The sequence below is a fragment of the Bacteroides sp. An51A genome (assembly GCF_002161565.1).
GTDB classification, from domain to species: Bacteria; Bacteroidota; Bacteroidia; order Bacteroidales; family Bacteroidaceae; genus Phocaeicola; species Phocaeicola intestinalis.
In genome coordinates this window covers 289,684-314,079 of sequence record NZ_NFIC01000004.1, presented here as the reverse complement: position 1 = coordinate 314,079, position 24,396 = coordinate 289,684, and the positions used below count along the sequence as shown (strand labels likewise).

The 24,396-nt window shown below is 44.2% G+C and carries 20 protein-coding genes and 1 tRNA gene; 9 read left to right on the top strand and 12 right to left on the bottom strand.

The genetic code is table 11. The features are described from left to right. Positions 1 to 68: 68 nt before the first annotated feature. The 5 genes from nusB (at position 69) to B5G04_RS09695 (ending at position 3,482) form a co-directional block, all read left to right on the top strand. Complete coding sequence (nusB, locus tag B5G04_RS09715; RefSeq protein WP_022041259.1) at positions 69 to 995, top strand: transcription antitermination factor NusB; 927 nt, start codon at positions 69 to 71, stop codon at positions 993 to 995. 43 nt (positions 996 to 1,038) lie between these two features. After that, positions 1,039 to 1,347 carry a preprotein translocase subunit YajC gene (gene yajC / locus B5G04_RS09710; protein ID WP_022041260.1) on the top strand — a complete coding sequence of 103 codons (309 nt, stop codon included), beginning with the start codon at positions 1,039 to 1,041 and terminating at the stop codon, positions 1,345 to 1,347. A gap of 11 nt (positions 1,348 to 1,358) precedes the next feature. Next, positions 1,359 to 2,378 carry a YbbR-like domain-containing protein gene (locus tag B5G04_RS09705; RefSeq protein ID WP_022041261.1) on the top strand — a complete coding sequence of 340 codons (1,020 nt, stop codon included), beginning with the start codon at positions 1,359 to 1,361 and terminating at the stop codon, positions 2,376 to 2,378. After that, positions 2,372 to 2,977 carry a dephospho-CoA kinase gene (gene coaE, locus B5G04_RS09700; RefSeq protein ID WP_087396966.1) on the top strand — a complete coding sequence of 202 codons (606 nt, stop codon included), beginning with the start codon at positions 2,372 to 2,374 and terminating at the stop codon, positions 2,975 to 2,977. The genes B5G04_RS09705 and coaE overlap by 7 nt, the downstream gene beginning before the upstream one ends. A gap of 73 nt (positions 2,978 to 3,050) precedes the next feature. Beyond that, positions 3,051 to 3,482, top strand: a complete 432-nt coding sequence (locus B5G04_RS09695) for a DUF5606 domain-containing protein (RefSeq protein WP_022041263.1) — start codon at positions 3,051 to 3,053, stop codon at positions 3,480 to 3,482. A gap of 305 nt (positions 3,483 to 3,787) precedes the next feature. On the opposite strand, the gene B5G04_RS09690 is transcribed toward B5G04_RS09695, so the two are convergent. The 5 genes from B5G04_RS09690 to B5G04_RS09665 form a co-directional block, all read right to left on the bottom strand. Then, positions 3,788 to 6,454: a M64 family metallopeptidase gene (locus B5G04_RS09690; RefSeq protein ID WP_087396964.1), complete on the bottom strand. Its 2,667-nt coding sequence runs from the start codon at positions 6,452 to 6,454 to the stop codon at positions 3,788 to 3,790. A gap of 18 nt (positions 6,455 to 6,472) precedes the next feature. After that, on the bottom strand, positions 6,473 to 8,521 hold the full coding sequence (locus B5G04_RS09685) for a BACON domain-containing carbohydrate-binding protein (RefSeq protein ID WP_087396962.1): 2,049 nt from the start codon (positions 8,519 to 8,521) through the stop codon (positions 6,473 to 6,475). An 828-nt stretch (positions 8,522 to 9,349) separates the two neighbouring features. Next, positions 9,350 to 10,078, bottom strand: a complete 729-nt coding sequence (locus tag B5G04_RS09675; protein WP_087207189.1) for a hypothetical protein — start codon at positions 10,076 to 10,078, stop codon at positions 9,350 to 9,352. Positions 10,079 to 10,091: 13 nt separating this feature from the next. Next, entirely contained in the window at positions 10,092 to 10,949 is an 858-nt protein-coding gene (locus B5G04_RS09670; RefSeq protein ID WP_022041268.1) for a hypothetical protein, read from the bottom strand. Positions 10,950 to 10,985: 36 nt separating this feature from the next. Next, positions 10,986 to 12,047: a hypothetical protein gene (locus B5G04_RS09665; RefSeq protein WP_143270454.1), complete on the bottom strand. Its 1,062-nt coding sequence runs from the start codon at positions 12,045 to 12,047 to the stop codon at positions 10,986 to 10,988. A 730-nt stretch (positions 12,048 to 12,777) separates the two neighbouring features. On the opposite strand from B5G04_RS09665, the gene B5G04_RS09660 reads away from it, so the two are divergent. After that, the gene (locus B5G04_RS09660) at positions 12,778 to 14,679 is read left to right on the top strand and encodes an ATP-binding protein (RefSeq protein ID WP_087396954.1); all 1,902 of its coding nucleotides are present in this window, start codon (positions 12,778 to 12,780) and stop codon (positions 14,677 to 14,679) included. After that, positions 14,660 to 15,301, top strand: a complete 642-nt coding sequence (locus tag B5G04_RS09655; protein WP_087396952.1) for a response regulator transcription factor — start codon at positions 14,660 to 14,662, stop codon at positions 15,299 to 15,301. The genes B5G04_RS09660 and B5G04_RS09655 overlap by 20 nt, the downstream gene beginning before the upstream one ends. Before the next feature lie 164 nt (positions 15,302 to 15,465). On the opposite strand, the gene B5G04_RS09650 is transcribed toward B5G04_RS09655, so the two are convergent. Both B5G04_RS09650 and B5G04_RS09645 read right to left on the bottom strand, forming a co-directional pair. Further along, positions 15,466 to 15,702 carry a nucleotidyltransferase domain-containing protein gene (locus tag B5G04_RS09650; protein WP_087396950.1) on the bottom strand — a complete coding sequence of 79 codons (237 nt, stop codon included), beginning with the start codon at positions 15,700 to 15,702 and terminating at the stop codon, positions 15,466 to 15,468. Between the two features lie 115 nt (positions 15,703 to 15,817). Further along, a tRNA-Phe gene (locus B5G04_RS09645) sits at positions 15,818 to 15,890 on the bottom strand. Between the two features lie 194 nt (positions 15,891 to 16,084). Here B5G04_RS09645 and B5G04_RS09640 point away from each other — a divergent pair. Next, a complete protein-coding gene (locus B5G04_RS09640; protein ID WP_087396948.1) occupies positions 16,085 to 17,602 on the top strand; it encodes a DUF3843 family protein in 1,518 nt (505 codons plus the stop codon). 106 nt (positions 17,603 to 17,708) lie between these two features. Here B5G04_RS09640 and thiL read toward each other — a convergent pair whose 3' ends face one another. The 5 genes from thiL to sppA form a co-directional block, all read right to left on the bottom strand. Continuing rightward, a complete protein-coding gene (gene thiL, locus B5G04_RS09635) occupies positions 17,709 to 18,743 on the bottom strand; it encodes a thiamine-phosphate kinase (RefSeq protein WP_087251512.1) in 1,035 nt (344 codons plus the stop codon). A 3-nt stretch (positions 18,744 to 18,746) separates the two neighbouring features. Next, on the bottom strand, positions 18,747 to 19,556 hold the full coding sequence (locus B5G04_RS09630; RefSeq protein ID WP_022041274.1) for a purine-nucleoside phosphorylase: 810 nt from the start codon (positions 19,554 to 19,556) through the stop codon (positions 18,747 to 18,749). Further along, the gene (gene lpxK / locus B5G04_RS09625; RefSeq protein ID WP_087396946.1) at positions 19,513 to 20,628 is read right to left on the bottom strand and encodes a tetraacyldisaccharide 4'-kinase; all 1,116 of its coding nucleotides are present in this window, start codon (positions 20,626 to 20,628) and stop codon (positions 19,513 to 19,515) included. The genes B5G04_RS09630 and lpxK overlap by 44 nt, the downstream gene beginning before the upstream one ends. A 22-nt stretch (positions 20,629 to 20,650) precedes the next feature. Next, entirely contained in the window at positions 20,651 to 20,827 is a 177-nt protein-coding gene (locus B5G04_RS19805; RefSeq protein WP_158098017.1) for a hypothetical protein, read from the bottom strand. Between the two features lie 186 nt (positions 20,828 to 21,013). Further along, the gene (gene sppA / locus B5G04_RS09620) at positions 21,014 to 22,777 is read right to left on the bottom strand and encodes a signal peptide peptidase SppA (protein WP_087396944.1); all 1,764 of its coding nucleotides are present in this window, start codon (positions 22,775 to 22,777) and stop codon (positions 21,014 to 21,016) included. Between the two features lie 375 nt (positions 22,778 to 23,152). Between sppA and B5G04_RS09615 the strand changes: the two genes are divergently transcribed. After that, a complete protein-coding gene (locus B5G04_RS09615; protein WP_087247918.1) occupies positions 23,153 to 24,388 on the top strand; it encodes a site-specific integrase in 1,236 nt (411 codons plus the stop codon). Positions 24,389 to 24,396 lie beyond the last annotated feature (8 nt).

Genomic DNA, 24,396 nt, shown 5'->3' with positions numbered 1-24,396 from the left:
ATTTGGAGCGTATGGATGAAAATCATTATTTTTGCACCTCATAATGTGACATAGTTATAATAATTAGTATGATTAACAGAGTTCTTATTCGTTTGAAGGTGGTTCAGATAATCTACGCTTATTATCAGAATGGCGGGAAAAATTTGGATACTGCAGAAAAGGAGTTGTTCTTCAGTTTGTCCAAGGCGTATGATCTGTACAACTATCTTTTGCTTTTGATGGTAGAAGTGACGCGGTATGCCAGCAGGCGGCTGGATGCTGCCAGGCACAAGCTTGCTCCCACGCCGGAAGATTTGAATCCTAACACAAAATTTGTAGACAACCGATTTATCGCGCAACTGGAAGTGAACAGGCAGCTGAATGAATTTGTCAATTCTCAGAAGAAAACATGGGAGAACGAGGGCGAGTTCATCAAGAGTTTGTGCGAGCAGATTATGCAAAGTGATATATATAAGGAATACATGGCAAGCGAAGTTTCTTCGTATGAAGATGACCGTGAAGTATGGCGGAAGCTGTATAAGAAGGTAATTTTCAACAATCAGGCATTGGATGAAGTGCTGGAAGACCAGAGTTTGTATTGGAACGATGACAAGGAGATTGTCGATACATTCGTGCTCAAGACCATCAAACGTTTTGCCCCCGAAAACGGGGACAAGCAGGAACTGTTGCCCGAATTCAAAGACGATGAAGACAAAGACTATGCGCGCCGTCTTTTCCGTCGTACCATTTTGAATGCCGATTATTACCGTCACCTGATTAGTGAACATTCGAAAAATTGGGACCTGAAACGGGTTGCCGCAATGGATGTGGTGATTATGCAGGTTGCACTAGCCGAGATACTGACTTTCCCCAATATCCCGGTCAATGTATCGCTGAATGAATATGTGGAGATAGCCAAATTGTATAGCACTCCCAAAAGTGGCGGCTTTATTAATGGCACACTGGATGGAATTGTTAATCAATTGAAAAAGGAAAACAAGCTGACAAAAAATTGATATATTTGTCTGCTGATATTTTATTAACCAAGAAAAGATAATTATGAATTTGTTAACTGTATTTATGGCAGCACAAGGAGGAGGCGACTACTCTTTCTTGATTATGATGGTAGCAATTTTTGCTATTATGTATTTCTTTATGATTCGTCCCCAAAACAAGAAGCAGAAGGAAATAGCAAACTTCCGCAAAAACCTGGAGGTAGGACAGTCGGTCGTTACAGCCGGAGGTATTTATGGGAAGATTAAAGAAATAGAAGACAATGCTGTTATTGTAGAAGTGGCTCCGAGTGTAAAACTGAAAGTAGACAAGAACTCTATTTACGCTGATACACAGGCTGCAAACAATAAATAAGAGACGGATATATGTTCGATGTAAAGAACATACAGCAATATTATAGACTGGGAATACGGAAGATCAGAAAATTCTTGCTTAGCGATAAGTGCAAGGAGAGTCTGGTCTTCTTGTTTTTTGTCTTGGTCTCTTTCGCTTTTTGGATGTTGCAGACACTGGATGATGTCTATCAGACAGAATTTAAGGTGCCTTTACGCTTGAAAAACGTCCCGAAAGAAGCCGTGTTGACATCCGAACTGCCAGGCGATGTGCGGGTAAGGGTGGAAGATCGGGGGACAGTCTTGCTGAACTATATGCTGGGAAGAACCTTTTTCCCTATTTCGTTTGACTTTAACGACTATAAGGACCGGGGGGCGCATGTGCATATTTCTTCGGCAGACCTGTTGAAGAAGATTTCGGCACAATTGAACGTCTCTACCCATCTGCTTTCGGTACGTCCGGATACGCTTGATTTTATTTACACGATGGGCAAGGCGAAGAAAGTTCCTGTCAGGCTGGCAGGTGAAGTAAGTGCCGGCTTGCAGTATTATATTTCCCACATAGGTTTTTCTCCCGATTCGGTCATCGCATATGCCCCCGAAGAAGTGCTCGATACATTGACGGCTGCTTATACCGAGAAAGTGCATCTGCAAAATGTAACGGATACTTTGAACCAGCGGGTAATGTTGCAGAAGATTAAAGGAGTGAAGTTTGTTCCGGCATACGATGACCTGCTGGTGTATGTCGATATGTATTCCGAAAAAACTGTAGAGGTGCCGATTGTGGGCATTAATTTCCCTGCCGATAAGGTGCTGCGTACTTTCCCTTCGAAAGTACAGGTGACGTTTCAAGTAGGTTTGGCGCATTTCAAGGATGCCACATCAGACGACTTTTTTATTGGTGTTACTTATGAGGATATCATTCGGGCCAAGAGTGACAAGCTTCCGCTGACTCTAAAGACTTCTCCCGATTATGTCAGTCATGTCCGTATTACGCCAGCTTCGGTCGATTATTTAATAGAACAGACATCGGGGGAGGAAACCGAATGGTGAAGATAGGTATTACCGGAGGAATTGGGAGCGGAAAATCGTATGTTTCCCGCTTGTTGACAGAACACTATGGAATTCCGGTCTATAATACCGATTCGGAAGCAAAACGTCTGATGCTTTCTGATGAAGGGATTCGCCGGAGGCTGACAGCATTGCTTGGAAAAGAGGTTTACAAGAGTGACGGCACACTTAATAAGCCTTTGCTGGCAAATTATCTGTTTGCCGATTCTTGTCATGCCGGGCAAATTAATGCCATTGTCCATCCGCAGGTAAAGGCTGACTTTCTGAAATGGGCGGACAGGCAAACCGGATGTGAGGTTGTGGCATTAGAGTCGGCTATCCTTTTTGAGTCGGGCTTCGACAACATTGTAGATAAGGTTGTCATGGTGTATGCTCCGGTAGAACTTCGGATTCGTCGGGTCATGTTGCGTGACAGTACAACCGAAGAGAAAATACGTCAGCGGATAGTAGCTCAGATGGATGATAAAGCCAAGCAGGACCGCTCAGACTTTATCATATTCAATGACGGGAGTCGTCCGTTAAATCTTCAATTAGACGATTTGCAGGAAACTTTAGAAAAAATGATAAAAGGTAACGGATAAAGTTTGTGTATGTCGGTCGTGTATTGTATTTTTGTCCTATTAAAATAAATTATTAAACTAATTAGAAACTCGTATGTTGAAAACTATTTTGGCAATCTCGGGAAAACCGGGACTGTATAAGCTGATTTCTCAGGCTAAAAATATGTTGATTGTTGAAAATATCGCAGATAAGAAAAGAATGCCGGTCTATGCCAGTGATAAAGTGATTTCGTTGGGCGATATTGCTATGTACACCGATGCTGAAGAAGTGCCATTGGCTACTGTGCTCGAATCGGTAAAGAAAAAAGAAAATGGTGCTGAAGTGCAGTTCAATTATAAGAAAGCATCCAGTGACGAGCTGCACGGGTTTATGGCGGCAGTATTGCCCAATTATGACCGTGACCGTGTTCATACCAGTGATATCAAAAAGCTGATTCAATGGTACAATCTGCTTGTGTCAAGTGGTGAAACTGATTTTGTAGAAGGTGTTCAGATGGAAACCGTAGAGACTGCTGTTGAAGAATAAACAGAGACTATTTATGCACATTTGAAGCCATAAATTGAATGAATTAAACGACAATTCCTATTTGGGGATATTCAGTAAATGTCCCTAAAACATAAAATGGCATATGGAGATGACAGACGATAATCACTCTATGTGCCATTTTTATTGTAATTTTTCTGTGTTTCTCACATAATAACTGTGTCTCCTGACATTACCGATATCTTCGCTTCTCAGATACAAACTTACGGCAGGCATATAAAAAACAACGGCCGGAATCCCTCACGGACTCCGACCGCAAATTATGTCTCTTCAATTTTATGCTACTATTATCTGTAAGGCACCACGGTATTATTCTGCCACGGGCTTTTTATGAATGTCGGCGGTCGGTGTATCACTTTTCTCTTATCTGTCGAAAGACTTTTAGCACTTCGTGCCATTGTCCGGTTGATTGCATCATACGAGGCAAAGTCCTCAAAGTCATATGTCCAATTATCACCTTCGGATGCACGCATGATGGCTTTGTAGATGGCCTCACGGCTGGGAGCATTGAACCACGAGTAATCCTGATTCATTACACTTTTTTCTGTCGGACGGTATACTCCTTTCGCCCATAAGTATGCACCTTCGTAAATACCTACCTCGTTAGCATAACGTTCGTCTTTAAGCAGATGCGCCCATTGAATCTCGTCGGGTGAATTCGTGAAGTCTATGTTTGCACCCCATCCCCTTGATTTGTAATATGAATCAAAAGAAGCTTTATCTTCAGTAGTTGCCGTGACATTTTCATATCCTTCATAGATGTATTCATCCAATAGCTTGGCAAAGCCATGGCCACCCGCTTCGTGGATGATGACTTCTGACGGACCACCGACATCTATATGAGCGACAGATGCTCCTGTATCGTACATATTGGTATACCCAGAAACAAAGAAACCATTTGGATTATTCACAACATTTACAATTGTCGCATTATCTAAATCTATGTCAGGAATCTTAGAAGCATATTCAAAGCAGATATTATCGTCTCCGCCATAGTCATTTCCCATAAACATACCGATTCGAAGATCCATGCGCCCACTTTGGTCTGAAATGTATTCTGTACCTGATATCACTTTTACTGCATATACATTAAAGCGGTTGCGGAATGACTTGTATGGTTCAATGGAGAAGAAATATTCCATGGATTGTTTCATATCTGTTTCATATTTACCTCCGGTTTCCATGTCCCTATCTACGTAAGCATCGCCCATAAACACTAAGTCAATCCCTTTACCCACACTTGCCGTTTGCAAAGTAACCACTTCTCCATCACGTGAATAATCCGTAGATGTATAATATTCAGTAGAGAATATGGGATGTTCCTCCGGTTCTCCCAAACGCGCATAAAGAATACTGTCCACGATATCTGTATAATAAGATTCAGGAGCACCCCAATCTTTATTGAGCATTTCAATCAAATTTCCCTCATTGTCAATAAGGAAGCTATTACCCATTCCGCTTAGTCCTGACAAACTTCCATTCCCCAATGAATTCCAAAGCCTTATCATATCTTTAATTGGGTAATCTTTTGTGTCTTGAATGGTTCCTTCCCTTGTTGCACCCATCCAGTCTTGGTGGGCTATGATAGTTGCATAACCTTTATTGTGATAGGAAAGATGGATGTTGGCGAAAGCATCGCTGGGCGTGTCAATCATGATATGGTTGACTTTATTTTTTCTCAATATGTCATAGATGTTAGTTTTCCCTTGCGATTCATCCAAGTACTCAACCTCTTCATCTTCCATTCGGAGGTTGATATTTGTCATATCAATACGACCTCCATTCCAAGGATTTTGTTGTATGATATTCCACCCGAAGTTATCCCATTCAGAATGTTGCTTCACCGCATCCGGGACAAAACCATAAATGCCGTTTCCGCTTATATCCAGACTTCCTGCTTCCAAGCTATTCATCAAGTCAGCAAATTCTGGTGGTAATTGTCCATATAATCCATTATTAGCGAGGTTAAGCATAACCACATAGGGACTTTCTATGGTGCGATATTCATTATTGTTCACACCATACCATTCATAAATGGGTTTGTCGCTCAGCCAATTCGTATTGTTTACCCAACTTTCTCCATGGGTAGCGTGATACAATGCGATTAATGCTTCTTTTTGCTTTTCCATTTCTTCCAATTCCTTCTCACTTCCTGTATCCAAAATATATACATGTCCGGCTTTAAAACCTCCTTTGGGTGCAGTCCTTGCGAAAAGAAAATCCCCCCATCCATCTTCTCCGAAATAATAAAAAGTTAACCTTGTGCCATCAGGTTGAGGTAAAATAGGGATATACATGCTTGTAGAACCGTTTTCCAAGTTTATATCCATAGAAACTTGGTTAATGCCTTCTTCAATGGATAAAGTTTCTGCAGACAGGTTGAATGTTCCTTTTCCCTGTAAAATATGCTCTCCCCAAATCGCCATAGATTGAGGATGACAATCTTTCGGGAAAAGGTTCTCTGTCACAGTGAGCTTCAGATAAGCAAATAAATGCTTAAAAGTTAAATGGACTTGATTGTTCTCTACTTTACTCTTGGCATAAAGGAATGTTGAATAATTATCACAGTTTATTTCTATTCCATCATTCGTATAAGTGTCATTCGGATAATTTTTATAGGCGGGGAAATAAGCATAGACCGAATCTCCCTCTTCTCCATTTAACGCCTCAGGAGTCCCTTTGACAAACTCAACTTGATTAGAATTTTCAGTTGTCATTGCTTGATAATATATGGGAACTTGCCCCTTCGTATAAAGGGAGATAGCATCCATTTCTTCCCATGTAACGTATGTTTTATTGGCACTTTCATCTTCGTGAAATGCTACACGTGTTTTGACGTTAGAATCTGCAAATATTCTAATGTCTTTATTCGTTGCGTTAAAGGAATTGTCTTGACAGGCTATTAAAGACAAAGCCGAGAATATTGCTACGGATATATACTTTATTGCTTTCATATTTTCATACTTTTTGTGTTACCATTCTTCTGTTGGCATATCGTCGATACCTGGTTTAACAGATACGTCCCCTCTTTGCAAAATCGTTACAACTTCTCTAACCGTATAACCATTGTGATAGATAGAAAATGTAATCTGCCCGCTTCGCACATCAGAGGAAGCATTTGATTCTGCATTAAATTTATAAGTAGTAATATAAGTGCCTTCTGACTCCTCGGTGAAAATGTCTCTCAACTGAATCCAATAAGCATCTTGACTTACGTCCCAATATTCCACTTCACTCTCTGTTACGATAATAAACTCTTGTTCCTTATTATCCAGTTCTTGAGGAGCAGAGATTATTTTAAGGGTAGGAGCTTTACCTCGTTGCACAACCTGAATCTCGTGAGTTACGTTCGGACTTGAGATTGTAATGATAGCAGTCCTTTCTTTTACTTGAGGATTCTCCTCTACATTGAAATGCAATACCTGTTCCGTCAAGCCCCGCGCACTTATTTGCGTTATCCAATCTTCAGAAGTCGTTACCTCAAAATCCATATTAGCTTGCAAGGGCAAATCCAATACACCTCCTTCTGCCCCTATTTCATAAGAACTTTGCTCTATAAGAATGTCATACAATGCTTCCTGTGTCACAGTAACTGTCTTTTCTATGCCTTTCTCTGTATTGACAAAACGTATTTCGGCAGTACGAGCATCGTAAGTGTCATTAAGCAAAACCTCGAAGAAATGCGTGCTTCCATCGTACATCGTTTCTATAATCCAACTTTCATCAGGCATCATCACTTGATATTCAATATTTGTCCGAACATCAATCTGGAAAGTGCCCCCTGCATTACCGGCTTTATACTCTTGTAAAGACAATTCGATGAAAGGTTCTTCTGTTTTTCCGAATTGCTGTACCTTGATGATTTGCGTTGCACTCCCGCTTTCCAAAGTTATCGCCGCTTCACGCATTTCTTCCCCTTCATTCGGTGCTACATCAAAACATAACATCCGTTCTGTCAATCCGCGCGTCTCGACTTGTGTAATCCAATCCGCATTTGTACTTACGGTAAAATCTACATTGGCTTGCACGGCGAAATCCAAAGCACCGCCTTCCACACCGATTTGGTAAACATTTTGCGCCACAACAATGGCATCCCGTTGCATCTGTGTGACGGTCACGGTTTGCTCTATCCCGTTTTCCCTATCTATAAACCGGATCACCGCGCTACGCGCGTCGTATGTTTCATTCGGGTCTACTATAAAATAATGTGTATAGGTGGAAAGGCTTCGGGAGGAGTTTTTCCTTAACCAATCTACACCGGGCATTTCGATTTCGTATGCCGTATTGCTTCGTAATTCCACCTGAATGGTCTCTCCGGCACTGCTTACGATGTACTCTGACTGACTTAACACCAAGGCAGGACCGGTTCCTATCTGATAGACCGTAACTTCTTCGGTCAAGCCGTTTCCTCCAGCTAACTTGATGACAGCCTGACGGGCTTCCGCCTCCTCATTAGCTTCTGCATGGAAGGCCAAGAATGAGGAAGTTAGTCCACGAGAACGGGCAACGGGAGTCAACCACGTTTGTGCACCGGATTCAATCTCATAAGTCACTTCAACATTCGCCTGCAGCTCTATCGAGAAATCGCCTCCCTCCGCTTCCAGCTCCACTTTGTTGGAAGTCAGAATCAACGCATCCTTTTGCTTCTGTGTCACGGTAATGGTTTTCTTTACGCTTCCCGATGTGATTGTGACCGAAGCATTACGTTCATCATAGCTATCATTTGCCGTAGTGACAAGGCTCAACGTATGAGTGCCCGCTTCACCGCTTGCAGGCGAAACACTAAGCCAACCCGAGGCAGCACCGTCAACAGAAGCCGTCCAATCGGAAGTAGTTGTAAAAGTCAAGGCGAGCGTACCGCCAGCAGTATCAAACACAGGAATATCTTCTTCCGATTCAACCGTTATAGACGGAGACTCAGGAGCAGGAGGATTCTCTTCTTTATCCTCCGAACATCCCTGGCAAAGCATCAGCAGCAAGCCAAGGACAGGCAAAACAAACAAATTTTGTTTCATTTTCATACTATCTAAATTACAGTCAAAACTATTAAAGAGTTATCATTTATCTGTGGTATAATACGGTCAAGAATAAGCCGCACTATCATATCGTTCTCTTTTCGCCAACGAGCGGGCAATACTCCGAAATATGACCATAATGGCTGCAAAGCGTACAAGCCTTTTCCTTGGAAACTAACATCGCGTTCTTATTACCCTTTTGTGCGGCTTGATATACCTTATTTAAATCTCTTTCCCAAGGCGAACACGAAGACAGCCCCCAACACAAAAGCATTCCCAATAAGACCAATCCGGAATGCATAAAAGATTTCCATGCCAACATTGATTTTACAGCCATATCTATTATTATTGTTTTTTCATAGTATAAATTCCGCAATTTGCCAATCCGTCTGTGTGAAAAACGCAGTAGTACTTACTTTGCCTCTGAAGTATATATCCGTAGGCGGATGAAGTATATATTCAACCGCACATGCAGTATATATTCATCTGTCCATGCAGTATATATTTGTTTTCAAAGGGTATGTATTAACTGGATACGGATATTCAATTTTCATAATATGCCATACAATTACTAAGCATACACTTTTTGCAAATTACAGCATTTTTTTTCAATTAGCTTGTCACCTAAAACAGTGATATTTGAAGCATATTGAACTTTTATGACCGCCCAACCACACATGTCCCGTAAGCCTTATCTTTGCTTTTGTATAGGAACATTCTATAAAAAGCGGTCGGAGTTCCTCCCGGAATTCCGACCGTAACAACTATTCAATAATATGCTGTTATTTTATCATATAACAGATAAAGCCGATTGAGACAAATGGAATAAGAAAATCACTTATCATCTTCTTTTTTAATTCCGTATTTGGCTTCTAACTCTTCATTCCATTTCTTAGCTTGTTCACGCAATGCATCCCGTTGCGAATAATAGGTATATTCTGTGACAAATTTTAACATGTTGCAGGCTTTTGCATATTTTGCAGGGACATCCGGAGCGGTAATTTTATCCTTAACATGTATTGTATCGCCTACAGCATGTTTCCCTAATCCTGAGCAAGATCCATAACCGATAGGTGTATCATCATCCATAATCAAATAATACAACCTGATATATTCTTCTGAATTTTGAGTCATTACGATGTCAAAGTTCACATGAAGCCGTGTAGTCTGCTCACCACCCCCGAATAATGCATATTCAGGAAGAGAAACTTTTTTCACCTCAATGTCCGACACAAGCTGATAAGACAGGCTATCCGACAATTCATATGCTACTTTTTCCCCTACCAGTTTGTCTGCCAACGGTTGGGCTTCTTTTCCTGCTTCTTCATACATCACCTGCATCTTGGCGACCAGCCCAAGAGCTTCACCCATACTCGCCTCCTTGCCTTGCATGGATGCGGCTTCTTTCAACAAGTCTACCGCCTTTTCTTCATACAATTCCGGTATATCGCCGAATAAACTTTTCTTGGCTACACCCGATGAGGATGTTCCATTACCTCCACAAGAGGCGAATGCCAATGCTGCTATCGCAACAAGGGCAAAAACTGATTGTTTTGTTTTCATAGATTCTATTATATTAATTATACCGTTCCAATCCCACAAGAATCATACTCCAGCCTTTGAACACCAGCCACAAAGCAACCAGCGAAATAAGCCCTACGACCATCCCTGTCAACGGGAATAAGTCGATAATAGCTGCTATCAGCAAAATAATCATGCTGATGCGTAACTTGCCTGCACCTGCTTGCCCTTCGGTGCCTAAAGATGCCGACTGCATCATCGAGCCATACCCTAAGAACTCAATGATAAATCCAATAATCAGCAAGATGCCTGCCACGATGCCACCCAACAAGGGAATCCAGCCGAACACAACTGCCACGATACCCAAAATAACGGCTATCTTCAGACGCGACACGCCCTGTGCACCTTTCTGGTCAACACTTTGCTTGAGTTTGCCTAATCCCACAAAGAAAAGCACCAGGCCTATCAGTGCTGCAATGCCTGTCATTGTAGAATCGCCGATGCTATCGTATACATGTAGCAACAGAGCCATCAATACCAGGTAAGCTCCCTGGCTTCCACTATTTTTCCAACGGATGCCCAAAGCCCCTGCACTCATAAACAAAGCGACAAGCAAGGCTATCAGACCCACATAGTCCAACCAAGCCGGCATATCGGGGATAAGCGAAAGCAACCCTATCACGATTCCGCCACCTGCCAGGCACAAGAAAGGTACGGGCATAGGCCCGCTTTTGTAGAAAGCGTATAAGGCCCATCCGGCTCCGATCACACCTACCAACTGGCTGCAAAACACCGAAACGCTGAAATCGGGTAACCCCAACAAAGAACCCAAATCGGGTAACAAGGTACACACCAGCAACAGCATACAGAACTGAAGCTGCAAAAACTTCTGTTTTCTTACTTTTTCGTCCATAAACGTATCATTTTAAATGAAAATATATACCTAACTTCAACTATAAAAAGGACAAGAATATGCCTTCCCGTCATATTTATCCTCTGGCAGATATTTCTCACAAGAACCATGTTTATAAAATTGACAGAATTGGCAAGTCTTTTCTCCGAATACAGGTTTGCCTACAACTTTCTTCTCTTTACCATCATCAATTTTAAAGGCTTCAGCAAACATACTTGGGACAGACCTCACAATTGCAAAAGCAAACAACAAGAGAGGTATCAACACTATTGTTGTCAAAGTAGACAAAACGACTGGAAGCAAACATATCCAAAAATAAAAGAAGATGTAAAACATTTCAAACACATTTGCTTTAACTTTCATATTCACAATGAACAAAGCAATCAAATGCAACGCCACAATGCCATACAGTGCCCAAAGAAAATAGTCGTTAAGGGTATTGGAACTAAACAGATAAACCACTGCCCATACCATCACTGCAAGAAAAGCATATCCCGTACAGGAATTACGCCCTGACCATACTTCCGAAAGCATAATGACAGCTTTATAAGCAAACAAATTCACTCCAATCAGCACAAAGCAAGCAATCCAATAAAGAATAGTATGTCCCCAACCGTATATGCTCGGTGAAAACAGATATTCATAATACCCCCATGTATCACAGGAGGAATAAATAAAAAAGAGGACATTGGTAAACAAAGAGACCAATGACAACAAGGAATAATAAACGCCGATCATTGTCCGGTTTATATTCTCCCTTAAAAGAAGGAAGAATCCAACAACACACAAAACCAACAAGACTATAGCACCTATAATCATGTAGCGTTCATACGTCTTTAATGTCTCTTCAGGAATCTTAAGCGTAGGTATTCTCTCTTCCCACAGATTACCACGGTCCTTTGTCTGCAAATCTTCATACATCGACTTGCCGGTATCCAAATTGAACAACAGCTTCGAATCTACAATATGCCAAGCACCAGTCCGAGCATTCTTGACACAAATATCTGAACCTATCTCAAAAACTTTCTTTATGGTCAATTTATCCCCGACTTTTATTGTGTCTCGACCCGGTCCTAACAATCGCTTTGTTTTAGTCACAATTTCGTCTTTAACTCCATATTCCTGAGTCGGATAACATGAAGTTAAACCCAAAAGACTTAACACCAATATAATAAATGATAATATTCTCATTTTGCCTCTAAAATATATATCCACAGGCGGATGAAGTATATATCTGTTTTCAAAAGGTATATATTGGCAGGATGCGGACATTCAATTTTCATCATATGCCACACAATCTACTGAGCATACACTTTTTGCAAATTACAGCATTTTTCTCCAATTAGCTTGTCACCTAAAACAGTGGTATTTGAAGCATATTGAACTTTTATGTCCATCCAACCTCACATATCCCATAGGCCTTATCTTGGTCTTTGTATAGGATAATTCTATAAAACGGCGGAATTCCTCACGAACTCCAACCGTAATAATAACTATTCAATTTAAAAGGTTATATAAATTCAATGTTATTGAACTAACTAAAAAACATATTTTTGCAAATTACGGCATTTTCATACAATTAATTTGTCACCTAAAACAGTGATTTTTCAAAGGAGAATAAACTTTATTGAATGTTCGCATGAAGAGCCTTTGCAAACATAAGTGATGTGGCTGGCTCACTTATGTGAAACGTCCGACTCACTTATGTTAAACAGGCAACTTACTTATGTTTATCAAAATGCATCCTTGAATGAAAAAAATCCAACCACCCGACATGTGGTTTCAAATAAATTACTATTTTTGCATCGGTTAACTATTATAAACAATTATGCGCACGTATTGCCTGCATCTTATCCTGCTGATTTCCGCTTTCGTGATACCTTTATCCGAAAGCAAAGGAAAAGAATTGCCTACCGATACCCTTCTGGCGCATCTCTATGATCAGGCAGTCTCGCTTATGGGAGAAGGCGAATACGACTCGGCTCAGGCTTGTTTCGACAAGGCTTTTGCTATGGAAGGCGTAACCGGCTCGCCCCTTTATCCGGTTCTGCTCAACGAGCAAGCCACCTTGCTCTTCTATAAAGGCGAACTCGCCCGCTCGCTGGAGATGAAGAAAAGCGTATTGCCCTACTTGCCCGAAGTGGAGGACTTAGAGAAGCACGTCAGCGTGTACAACGACCTGGGTGTGCTTTATCACCGGTTCAACCGGCAAGATTCTTCCCTTTATTTCTATAACAAGGCACTGGATGCCGCCCGGCAATACGGAGACAAGAGCTGGATAGGAAACCTCAACCTGAACCTGGCAGTATTCTACTTTAACCTGCGGAACTATGAAGACGCGGAAAGGCACATCGACGATGCGTTGAGGTATGTGCTCCAAACCGACGACCTTCCCACCACATTCGCTGCCTGGCAAGTGCGGTCCGCCATCAAGGCGCAAATCGGAAAGACTGAAGAAGCGGGGGCTTCCATCCAACAAGCGTGGCAAATCGCATGCGGTCCCGAAGGCAATGCGGAATGGAAGGTGCGCTGCATCCCCGGCATGTACCGGTACTTCCAGCGCAAAGGGATGACCGACTCTATCCGTTATTACATCGGTATAGGGAACAAACTTTTGGGAAAGCTTCCGCCTCATAACATTTCCGCCGTGGGATTCATCCAGACACGAGGCTTGGCGAACTACGAACAAAAGCGGTATGCCGAAGCCCTGAAAGACTTTATCTACCTGAATACCCATCCGACGGGAAGCGAAAAGAAATCGCTTTTCGAAAAAATGGCGGTCTGCTATCATCATTTGGGAAATCCGCAAAAAGCCTTCGCCTATATGGACAGCGCACGGATGTGGGCGGACTCGCTCGCCAAGCAAGAAGTCACCTCGCAAATGGCGGAAGTGAAGGTGAAATACGAGACACAAGAGAAAGAACTGGAAATCATCCGGCTCCGCGAGAAAGTCTTGAAGCAAGAAGCCGACTCGCTGAAGATAGCCCTCGCCCTGATAGCCGGACTGGCATGTCTGGTTATCATCCTGCTCCAGCAACGCCACAAGCGGAGGAACGCCGAACGGGAACTGCTCCGGATGAGGCAAGAAAAAGAACTGGAATCGGCACGAAGCTACATCGAAGGACTGGAAGAAGAATGCAGGCATTTCGCCAAAGAGCTTCACGACGGTACCGCCAACGACCTGCTTGCCCTCGAAATGAAAGCCCGCACGGAAAAACAGGCGTCAATGGCTGAGGCTATCAAACAGGTAAGGGAAAACGTAAGAACCATCTCGCACGAACTGATGCCGCCCGAATTCGAGAGCCTCAGCCTGAATGAGATATTGAGCCAATATGCCCGAAGCCTCACGGGAAACACGGGCGTCCGCGTCAGCTATAACGAAGGCTCATCTTCGCCAACGCCACCCGACGCGTTGCCCCAAAGGACCGCCCGCGAAGTGTACCGCATCGTGCAGGAAATCACCATGAACGTCATCAAGCATACCGACGCTTCAAGCATCGGCATCCGCCTCACCCGCCATACAGACGGAAATATCCTCTTACAGATTACAGATAACGGACATCCCATATACCCGAACCGTCCCCAAACGGAAGAAAAAGGCATCGGGCTACGTACCATAAGCGACCGTGCCAAAGCCATCCGAGCTACAATCGAAAACCAGACCGGCGAAAAAGAGAACCGCTTTATAATGACTTTCAAAATCGAATCCAATGAACGAGAATTTGTATAACATCCTTATGATAGATGATCATCCCATCGTGACCGACGGCTTGGAAAAGTTACTTAGTACGCATATCCAAGCACATTGCATGAAAGCCAACGACTTGAACACGTTAAAGCAAGTCCTTACGGGAACGGATTTCAACCTGTGCATCACCGATTTGGAATTTCCGGGAACAGACGGTTTCAACCTCATCCGAATGATACACGAACATCTGCCGCAATGCCCCATTCTGGTATATACTATGCATGAGGAGCCTTGGATAGCTACCAAGCTATACGAATCGGACATCCGCAATTTCATTAGCGGAGCTGTATCCAAACACGCTGACCTTAATGAAATTCCCATGGCAGTAAATACCATACGGAACGGTCAGGAATACTTCAGCCAGTCATTCAGTCTATTGTACGGTAAACGGAGCAGAACCGAGAACAGGTCACCTTACCGTACCTTGTCTGACCGGGAAAAAGAAGTGTTGACATACCTCATGCAAGGGCTGAGTACGCGAGAGATAGCCCGGCGCATGTATCTCAGCATAAACACGATACAAACCTACCGCAAACGCCTGCTTGAGAAAATGAATGCGAAAAATGTAGCCGAACTGGTCAGCAAATGCAAAGGATTATTTTGATGGAAACCAAAACTTTTATTGGCATCAAGCTTATGCAGGTTGTGCATACTGGAGGAAAACTCACCGTAGTTTACACCTCGGCTTACACATAATTATTAACAATTGTATTACTTATCTCATATAAATATAGTGGTCCTATATTGGATAGGTCTCTATATTTCTGTTTATATCAGTATTCCCGTTTTGAGAATATCTGCATAGAGAGGATTGTTTGTATCTTCTGTAAGTAGAACTGGCTCTATAAGATTGCTTATCTTACGTTTCAGTTTCCACAATAAAGGAGTATCTTCAAAATAATCATCACTCATTCGTTCTACCACAACGGCAATGTCAATGTCGCTGTCCTCTGTGTGGTTGCCTTTGCTGTATGAGCCATAAAGGTAAAGAGCCTTTAAGGGCAAATATAGCTAATTCTTTTTAGAAACAATCATTTGATGTTGAAAAACCTTTTTATTTCGGACTCCCAATAAAGCAATAAAAAAGAGAGCTACATCGCTGTAACTCTCTGACTCTTTGTGGTGCCAACGGGAATCGAACCAGTGACACAAGGATTTTCAGTCCTTTGCTCTACCAACTGAGCTATGGCACCAACTTTACAATCATTGTTTCTTGATTGCGAGTGCAAAGGTAGGCAAATTTTTTGAATCTGCAAACTATTTTGAAACTTTTTTATCAAAAGTGCAGAAATAACCGGGAAAGCAACAGGACAAACGTTTTTTTATGTACTTTCGGTCAAAATTGACAAGAAAGAACAACGATGTGTGCAACTAAAATCAATAAACAATGAAGAAAATATATCCGAAAGAATGGTTAAAATTGCATCCTTATCAAATTGTGGACGAAGTAGACCGCTATTACACCGATGTAGCCAATCAGATTTACCAAGTACTGAACACGCCTTTAGCAGACGGAATGTTTGAGGAGAAGGATGCCCGCTATTTTAGCCTTTGCCTGACAGCCTGGTTTGAGGATGTCATCAGCCAAGTAGGAATTTGGACTACTTTTACAGCAGCGTGTAAGAAACGTTACGGGAACTGGCTTCCCTTTTATCCGCTGGATGAAAATTATTACCCCGATGAAATTAATGTAGAAGACATACGCTTTCTGTTATGGCATCATATACAGTTCTCTTCCCGAGATGAAGGACGTATTATTAATCCCGAAAATCCAGTGATAGAACTTTTCGCGAATGAACTTTACTGCATATTGGATGAGATTTATGAAACAGCACCCGAAAATGAACGGCTTTGGCAATTTATGCATCCCGAGGGAAAAGGAGGATGGGACAGTTTCGAGAAGTATCGTTTAGTATTGCAATGGTTTCATTATGACTCTTATTTCAATATCGAAAACCAAAAGCAATATGAGGATGAATTAGAAGAAACAACAAGCGATTTAAGCGAGGATTGGCAAGGGAAGAAGAACTTGCTCGTATATAACACCTATACAGCCTTGATGTTGCAAGGGCGCAGAGACCTTTTATCCTTGACATCTTGCGAATGGCTGGCATTGTGGGCTGAACAGAACAACGGTCCGCAAGAATGGCGTTCGACAAAGGAGTATATAGAAAGTTTCTTCTTGCTTACAGGGGAAGATGACGGTTTCTTGTATTTACAGGACTTATGCGGTAAGGATGAAGTGTATCGAGTTACTAAGGATTCTTTCGACTTGAGTTCTATCAAAGACAGGCAAGTGGGTGAATCAGTTGCTCTCTGCACCTTGCTGCATTATGGAAAAGTGTGGAATCAAATAGGTATAATGAGTCTGTTGCCGTCATTGAATAATGACATAAAGCAAGCTGTAGAAAGCCTGCGTGACAAAAAAGAACATCGGAACGAAAAGGCTGTGTATGAAGACTTCATACGGGCAACCGGCGGAAAGCTTTTTTATTTCTGCAAATCCCGGCAGGAAATGATTGACTTCCTGACTCATGAGATGAAATACCGTACGGCTGAAGGATTGAAGTTGCCTCCAATAAGAGCAAAGCATGGATTGATCTTGATGGCAAGTCCTCGAACCGGACTGTACATACAAACCCAGTTATGCGAATGTGTCAAGTCGCCCGACAATCCGTTTTACGATGCAAAAGCCGCTGCTCAAAAAGCGCTTTCTTTCTTACTTAGCCCGGACGTGATTCCATACGACTTGAGTTGCATGTTGCAAGACAGGGGCATGCTACCGGATGCGATGCTGAACAGTTTAAAAGGGGAAGAGTACGGACGGAAATTCTTACAACAAAACGCGCACTTTCTGACAGATTATTTCTTCCACCGTTGTCGGGAGAAAGATTATGATGCATAATTTAAGCATTCTATTCACCACAGAGGACGCAGAGGCACACAGAGTATTTAAATTTTTCTCTGTGGTACTCTGTGCCCTCTGTAGTGAATAATGCTATTTCTATATCTTACTTCAGCGGATTCCAGCCTTGGGCTTTCAGTTCCAGCTCGGTGCCGTCGCGCGTAAGCAAGGCACAGCCTAAGTCGGGCTTGGTGATGTAGCCAATGACTTTCACATCCTTTATCTGCTCTACTTGCTCGTGTGCCGTGAGGGGGACGGTGAAGAGCAGTTCGTAGTCTTCGCCTCCGTTGAGGGCACAGGTCGAAAGGTTCATGTTGAATTCTTCCGCCATGACGGCGGTCTGGTAATCTATCGGGATGCGCTCCTCGTAAACTCGGCATCCTACCTTGCTTTGCGTACAGATATGCAACAATTCAGAAGAAAGTCCGTCGGAAATGTCCATCATTGCCGTGGGCTTGATTCCGGCTTTCGCCAGGCTTTCGATGATGTCGCGCCGTGCTTCCGGTTTCAGGATGCGTTCCAGCAGGTATTCTTTTCCGGCAAAGTCGGGCTGCACGTCCTTCTCTCCTTGGAATACCGCTTTCTCACGTTCCAATAACTGAAGTCCCATGTAAGCGGCTCCCAAGTCACCCGATACGCAAATCAGGTCGGTTTCTTTCGCACCGTTGCGATAAACCACACAGTCCTTGTCCGCTTCCCCAATGCAGGTAATGGAAATGGCAAGGCCTGTTACGGAGGAAGTGGTGTCTCCGCCTACGATGTCCACGTGATGCTGCCGGCACGCCAGTTTCACTCCCTCGTAGAAATCATCCAAGTCTTCGATGCAGAAGCGTTTCGATACGGCAAGCGATACGGTGATTTGCTTGGGTGTCCCGTTCATGGCATAGATATCCGAGAAGTTCACCATGGCCGACTTGTACCCCAAGTGTTTCAGCGGAGTATATACTAGGTCGAAATGTACGCCTTCCATCAGCAGGTCGGTAGTAACCAATACCTGTTTATCCGGATAGGAGAGTACGGCGGCGTCATCGCCTACGCCGTACACCGACTCCTTGTTCTCCAATTTAATATCTTCCGTCAGACGCTTGATTAAGCCAAATTCGCCTAGCGTCGCTATTTCGGTTCTGTTTCCTTCGTGCATGGCTTACGCTCTGTTTATCAGTTCTCTCATAATAGTGGTCATGCGCGGCTGGGCGGCATCTGCCGCCTTTTGCACTTCTTCGTGGGATACTTCCACGATTTTACCTTCTACGCCTAAGTCGGTGATGACCGATACGCCGAATACCTTAATGCCGCAATGGTTTGCCACGATGACTTCGGGCACGGTCGACATACCTACCGCATCACCGCCCAAGATATGAAACATCTTGTATTCTGCCGGCGTTTCGAATGTCGGGCCTTGTGTGCCTACGTATACGCCTTGCTGTACCTTGATGCCTTTTTCCTTGGCGATTTCCAATGCTTTGGCGATTAATTCTTTCGAATAAGCCTCGCTCATGTCCGGGAAGCGGGGACCGTAATCGATGTTCTTTCCACGCAACGGATGTTCGGGGAAAAGGTTGATGTGGTCGGTGATAATCATCAGGTCGCCTATCTCGAAATCAGGATTCATGCCTCCGGCAGCATTCGACACAAAAAGCGTCTTAATGCCCAACTCACGCATCACCCGCACCGGGAAGGTCACTTGTTGCATCGAATAGCCTTCGTAGAAGTGGAAACGCCCTTGCATCGCCAGGATGTCTTTCCCGCCCAACTTGCCGAATATCAGCTTACCGCTATGTCCTTCTACGGTTGAAAGGGGAAAGTTGGGGATATCTTTGTAACTTATTTCATATTTATCGGTTATCTCATGTACTAAACTTCCCAAACCGGTTCCCAAGATAATGGCGGTTTCAGGATGAGTCTGCATTTTAGCCTTCAGAAAGGCTGCTGTTTCTTGTATTTTCTCTAACATATTCTATGATGTTTTGGTTGAACATTTCTTTTTCTTCTTCATCGAGGAACTCTACCGTAATAGGCAGCACATATATATAAGGTATCAGGTCCTTGTCCATATCAGGGTGTCCGATGAGCCTGGCTGCATCTTTTTCGGTCGTGACGATGAACCGCTTTTTTTCCGGCAATTTCCCGAATCTGTCTTTGATGCATTGTATATCGGAAGCATCGAAGGCGTGATGGTCGGGAAAAGTAAGCGGAACGATATGCGGACTGTATTCCGACAGTTTTTTTATGAGAGGGGCAGGCGAAGCGATACCCGTAAGGAGCAAGATGTACTCATCCGTCCGGACGCTTTCAAGGTTACGTTCGGGTGCCTCTACAAACAAAGGCTGGAGTTTCCCGTATGCCAAGGTCGTGAAAAACAACTCTTGTCGGGGGAGTGGCGCCAGTTCTTTCCGTATGGCATTCCGGATATCTGTATCCAGACCGGGCGGACACTTGGTGACTATCAGAATGTCTGCCCGTACTTTCCCGCTTACCGGTTCGCGCAAACGCCCGGCAGGGAGTAAAGCATCGCGCGTAATCAGGCGATGATAATCGATAAGCAGAATGGTGACGCCTGCATTCACATACCGATGCTGGAAAGCATCATCCAAGAGGATAACCCGTGTACCGGGTGCCGTATGCCCATCAGTCAGCAGGCGGATACCATGACACCGGTCGCGGTCTACCGCTACGTAGATGTCCGGAAACTTGTGCAACATCTGGTAAGGTTCATCACCTATCTCCTCAATGGGCGTTTCCGGATTCCCTAACACAAATCCTTTCGATTTCCGTTTGTATCCCCGGCTCAATACTGCTACTTGCCATTCCCTGTGCAACAAGCGTATCAGGTATTCAGTGTGTGGGGTTTTGCCTGTGCCTCCCACCGTGAGGTTCCCGATGCAGATAACCGGTACGGAAAACGTGTGCGAATGCAGCACGCCTCTATTGAATAAGGAGTTGCGCAAACGCACTCCCACTCCGTATAGCCAAGCTAGGGGCAGCAGGATGCGGTATATCTGTATGTCGTTCGGCTTGTTATGCATATTTTTAGTTGACTAATGTGAATCAGGAGTTAGAAGCTGTTTTGAATTTCTCCAAAAAGTTTTTCTTGGCTTGATGTATCCGTTTTCGTGTGTGCTTTGGGCGATTTTTGGGTCCTTTTCGCTCCTGTTCTTCGTCAGATAGCCCGCTATCTTCCTCATCACAGAAGCAAAAATGCCTCAAAAACTCATCCCAAATCATCGCACGATAAATTCAAAACAGCTTCTTAAACGTAGTTATGTTTCACAGGAGTTATCACTTCGTTCAGGAGTTAAAAGCAATAGCCTTGCTTCTGAAAGTGGTGCAAAAGGTATGGGTTTCTAACTCCCAGCCTGCCAAGCGGGCGATAACTACCTATAACTCCCTTTTAACTCCTGATTGGCATGACTAATTAATTGTCAATATAAAAGGCATGCGTGCCTGGATGTGGTCTGCATTCTTGAGGTTCTTCACAAAACGGAACGGTTCGTACCATTCGCCCAATTGCTCTTTCAGTCCGGCGGACAGATAGTGGTCTGTTGTCGAATTGAGCAGGCTAAGGAAGAATTCCTCTTGTTTGGGATAGTCCATTACGGTGTATTCCGTTATCTCTGCACGCTCGGCTGCAATGGCGATGGCACGGTCAATACCGCCCAGTTCGTCTACCAGCTTCAGGTCTTTTGCCATTTCGCCTGTCCATACACGGCCTTCGGCTATTTTCTTGATGTCTTCTACCGGCATCTTGCGTCCGTCGGCGCATCGTTTGGTAAAGAGCTCATAGCCTTTGTTCACCATTCCCTGTACCAGATTTTTTTCTTCTTCGGTAAACGGACGGCTGATATCGCCCAGGTCGGCAAGCCGGTTGGATTTCACTACATCAAAATGGATGCCCAATTTGTCGTTCAGTAACTTTTGGGCATTAGGTATTACTCCAAAGATACCGATAGAGCCGGTCAGTGTAGTAGGTTGGGCTACAATCCAGTCGGCTGCACACGAGATGTAATAACCGCCCGAAGCCGCATAGTCGCCCATTGACACAATGACCGGTTTCTTTTCTTTCAGCAAGGACACCTCACGCCATATCTGTTCCGAACCGTATGCGCTTCCGCCCGGTGAATTGACACGCAATACTACGGCTTTCACGTTTTCGTCTTCGCGCAGTCGGCGCAGATCGTTTATCATCTGTTCTGAGTTGATACCTTCGTCCGAAGCCAGTGCGCCGTCACCTATCTCGCCGGCAGCATAATATACCGCCAGAATGTTTCCACTCTTGTCTTTCGGTATGTTGCGCTGTACATTCACCATATCTTCTACGTAAAGGGTGTTCAGGTTGTCGTCCTCATCAGTCTCGGTCAGTTGCTTCAGATAGGCAAGCATTCCGTCCTTGTACAGCAGTGTGTCTGCCAGTCCTGTCTGGATGTACGCTTCGGCAGGCTGGAAATCCATGTTTCGGTCGGCAAGTGCATTGAGTGTATCGGCAGGGATGCCGCGCGATTCGGATACATTTTTCACCATCTGTCCCCAGATAGAGTTGACAAATGCCTGTGTCTGCTCGCGGTTTGCCGGACTCATTTCGGTGGATGTGTAAGGTTCTACCGCCGATTTGTAAGTTCCTACACGAAAGATTTGCATCTCTACGCCCACTTTGTCAAGCAAGTCTTTCAGGAACATTGATTGTGCAGCCAGTCCGTGCCAGGCAAGGCTGCCTTGCGGATTTACAGCCACTTTGTCTGCTACGCTTGCCAGGTAATATGTGCTTTGGCTGTAGTTGCCTCCGTATGCCACAACAAATTTTCCGCTTTCCTTAAAGTCGAGCAGGGCATTACGTATTTCCTGAAGCGAGGCACTTGGGCAGACAAAGGCTTCGGCATTGAGGCAGATACCTTTTATCTTTTCGTGTTCTTTTGCTTTGTGGATGGAATTGAGAATGTCGTTCAGTCCATAGGTCGTAAACTTGTCACCTAAGAGCTGGTTCATAGGATTCGATTGGCTGCGTTCGGCCACATTTCCACTGAGGTTGATTACGAATACCGAATTGTCTTTCACCGTGGTTTCTGTTCCCGATGATGCCACCATGCCGGCAATGCTTGCAATGCCGATAATGGTAAAGATGGCCCCCACGATACACAGACCGATAACGGTAGCCAGCAAGTACTTTAAGAAATCTTTCATTGTCGTAATGTATTTGGTTTTGTTTCTTTGCTGCAAAGATAATACAAAAAAGTGAGATACTGAGCAAATCACGGAAATATGATTGAAAGTTAATGATTTATGGGGTTTTGGCGATTTGGACGGGTGCCAACTGAAACCGTGAAAATGCCAACTTGAACCGAAATTACGTTACCATCTCGTTACTTAAAATCGGAACGGGTAACAGGATGGAAAAGCCCGGCAAAACATGGCAAGAACTGCAATTATACAGGCAGTTGGCAAGGTTCGGGATGAAAAAGTCTTGCGGCAGATTCGATTGCGTTGGTCTGCTGCGGTTTACATACAGGCAAACAGCTCTACACAAGGTAATTTTGCAACCATAAAAAAGTATGAACTATGAGTAGAGCGACATTCAAGATTTTATTTTACCTCAAGCGCAACGCGCCGAAGAAGAACGGGCTGATACCGGTCATGTGCCGTATCACGGTGAACGGGAAAATCGCACAGTTCAGTTGCAAGCTGGACGTGGAGGAAAAGATGTGGAGCGTGGAAACCGGACGGCTGACCGGAAGGAGCAACGTGGCTCTGGAAGGCAACCGTATGCTGGACAAAATCCGCGTGGGTGTGAACAAGGCCTATCAGGACGTGTTCGACCGTGACACTTATGTCACGGCGGAGAAGGTACGCAACGAATACCTCGGCATGGGCATGAACCACAAGACGCTGCTTGCCGTGTTCCAGCAGCACAACGAGGACTATGCCAAATTAGTGGGCAAGATGAAGAGCCAACGCAGCTATTGGAAATACTGCGTGGTTTACAAGCACCTGTCGGAGTTCATCAAAACCCGGTACAAGGTGGAGGACATCGCCCTGAAAGAGCTTGCGCCCGCCTTCATCACGGACTTCGAGCTGTTCCTGCGCGTGGAGAAAGGGCATTGCACCAACACCGTGTGGTCGTACATGATGCCTTTCCGGAGCATCATCTTCACCGCCATCAACAACGGCTGGTTGCAGCGCGACCCGTTCTATGCCTACCACATCACGAAGGAGGAAACGAAACGCGGCTACCTGACGAAAGAGGAAATCACGCAGATGATAAACTGCACGTTCAAGAGGAAGAACTATGAACTGATACGCGACCTCTTCATCTTCTGCTGCTTCACCGGTTTGAGCTGGCGTGACATGGCGAACCTCACGGAAGAGAACCTGCAAATTTCCTTCGACGGGCATCTGTGGATAAAGACGAGCCGCCAGAAAACGGGAGTGGAAACGAACATCCGCCTGCTGGACGTGGCGAAGCACATCATCGACAAATACAAAGGCGTTTCCAAAGACGGCAAGCTGCTGCCTGTCCCATGCTATAACATCTGTAAATACGGCATCAAACAGGTAGCCAGACAATGCGGGATAAACAAAAACGTGACCTGGCACCAAAGTAGGCATTCGTATGCCACGACGATATGTCTTTCCAACGGCGTACCCATTGAAACGCTGTCGAAACTGATGGGGCATACAAGCATCCGTTCGACCCAGATATACGCGAAAATCACGGCTGAGAAGATGAGCCGGGACATGGAACTGCTCTCCCAAAAACTCGCCCCGATGGAACAGTTCATCTGCCAAGCCATTTAGAAGTTGAA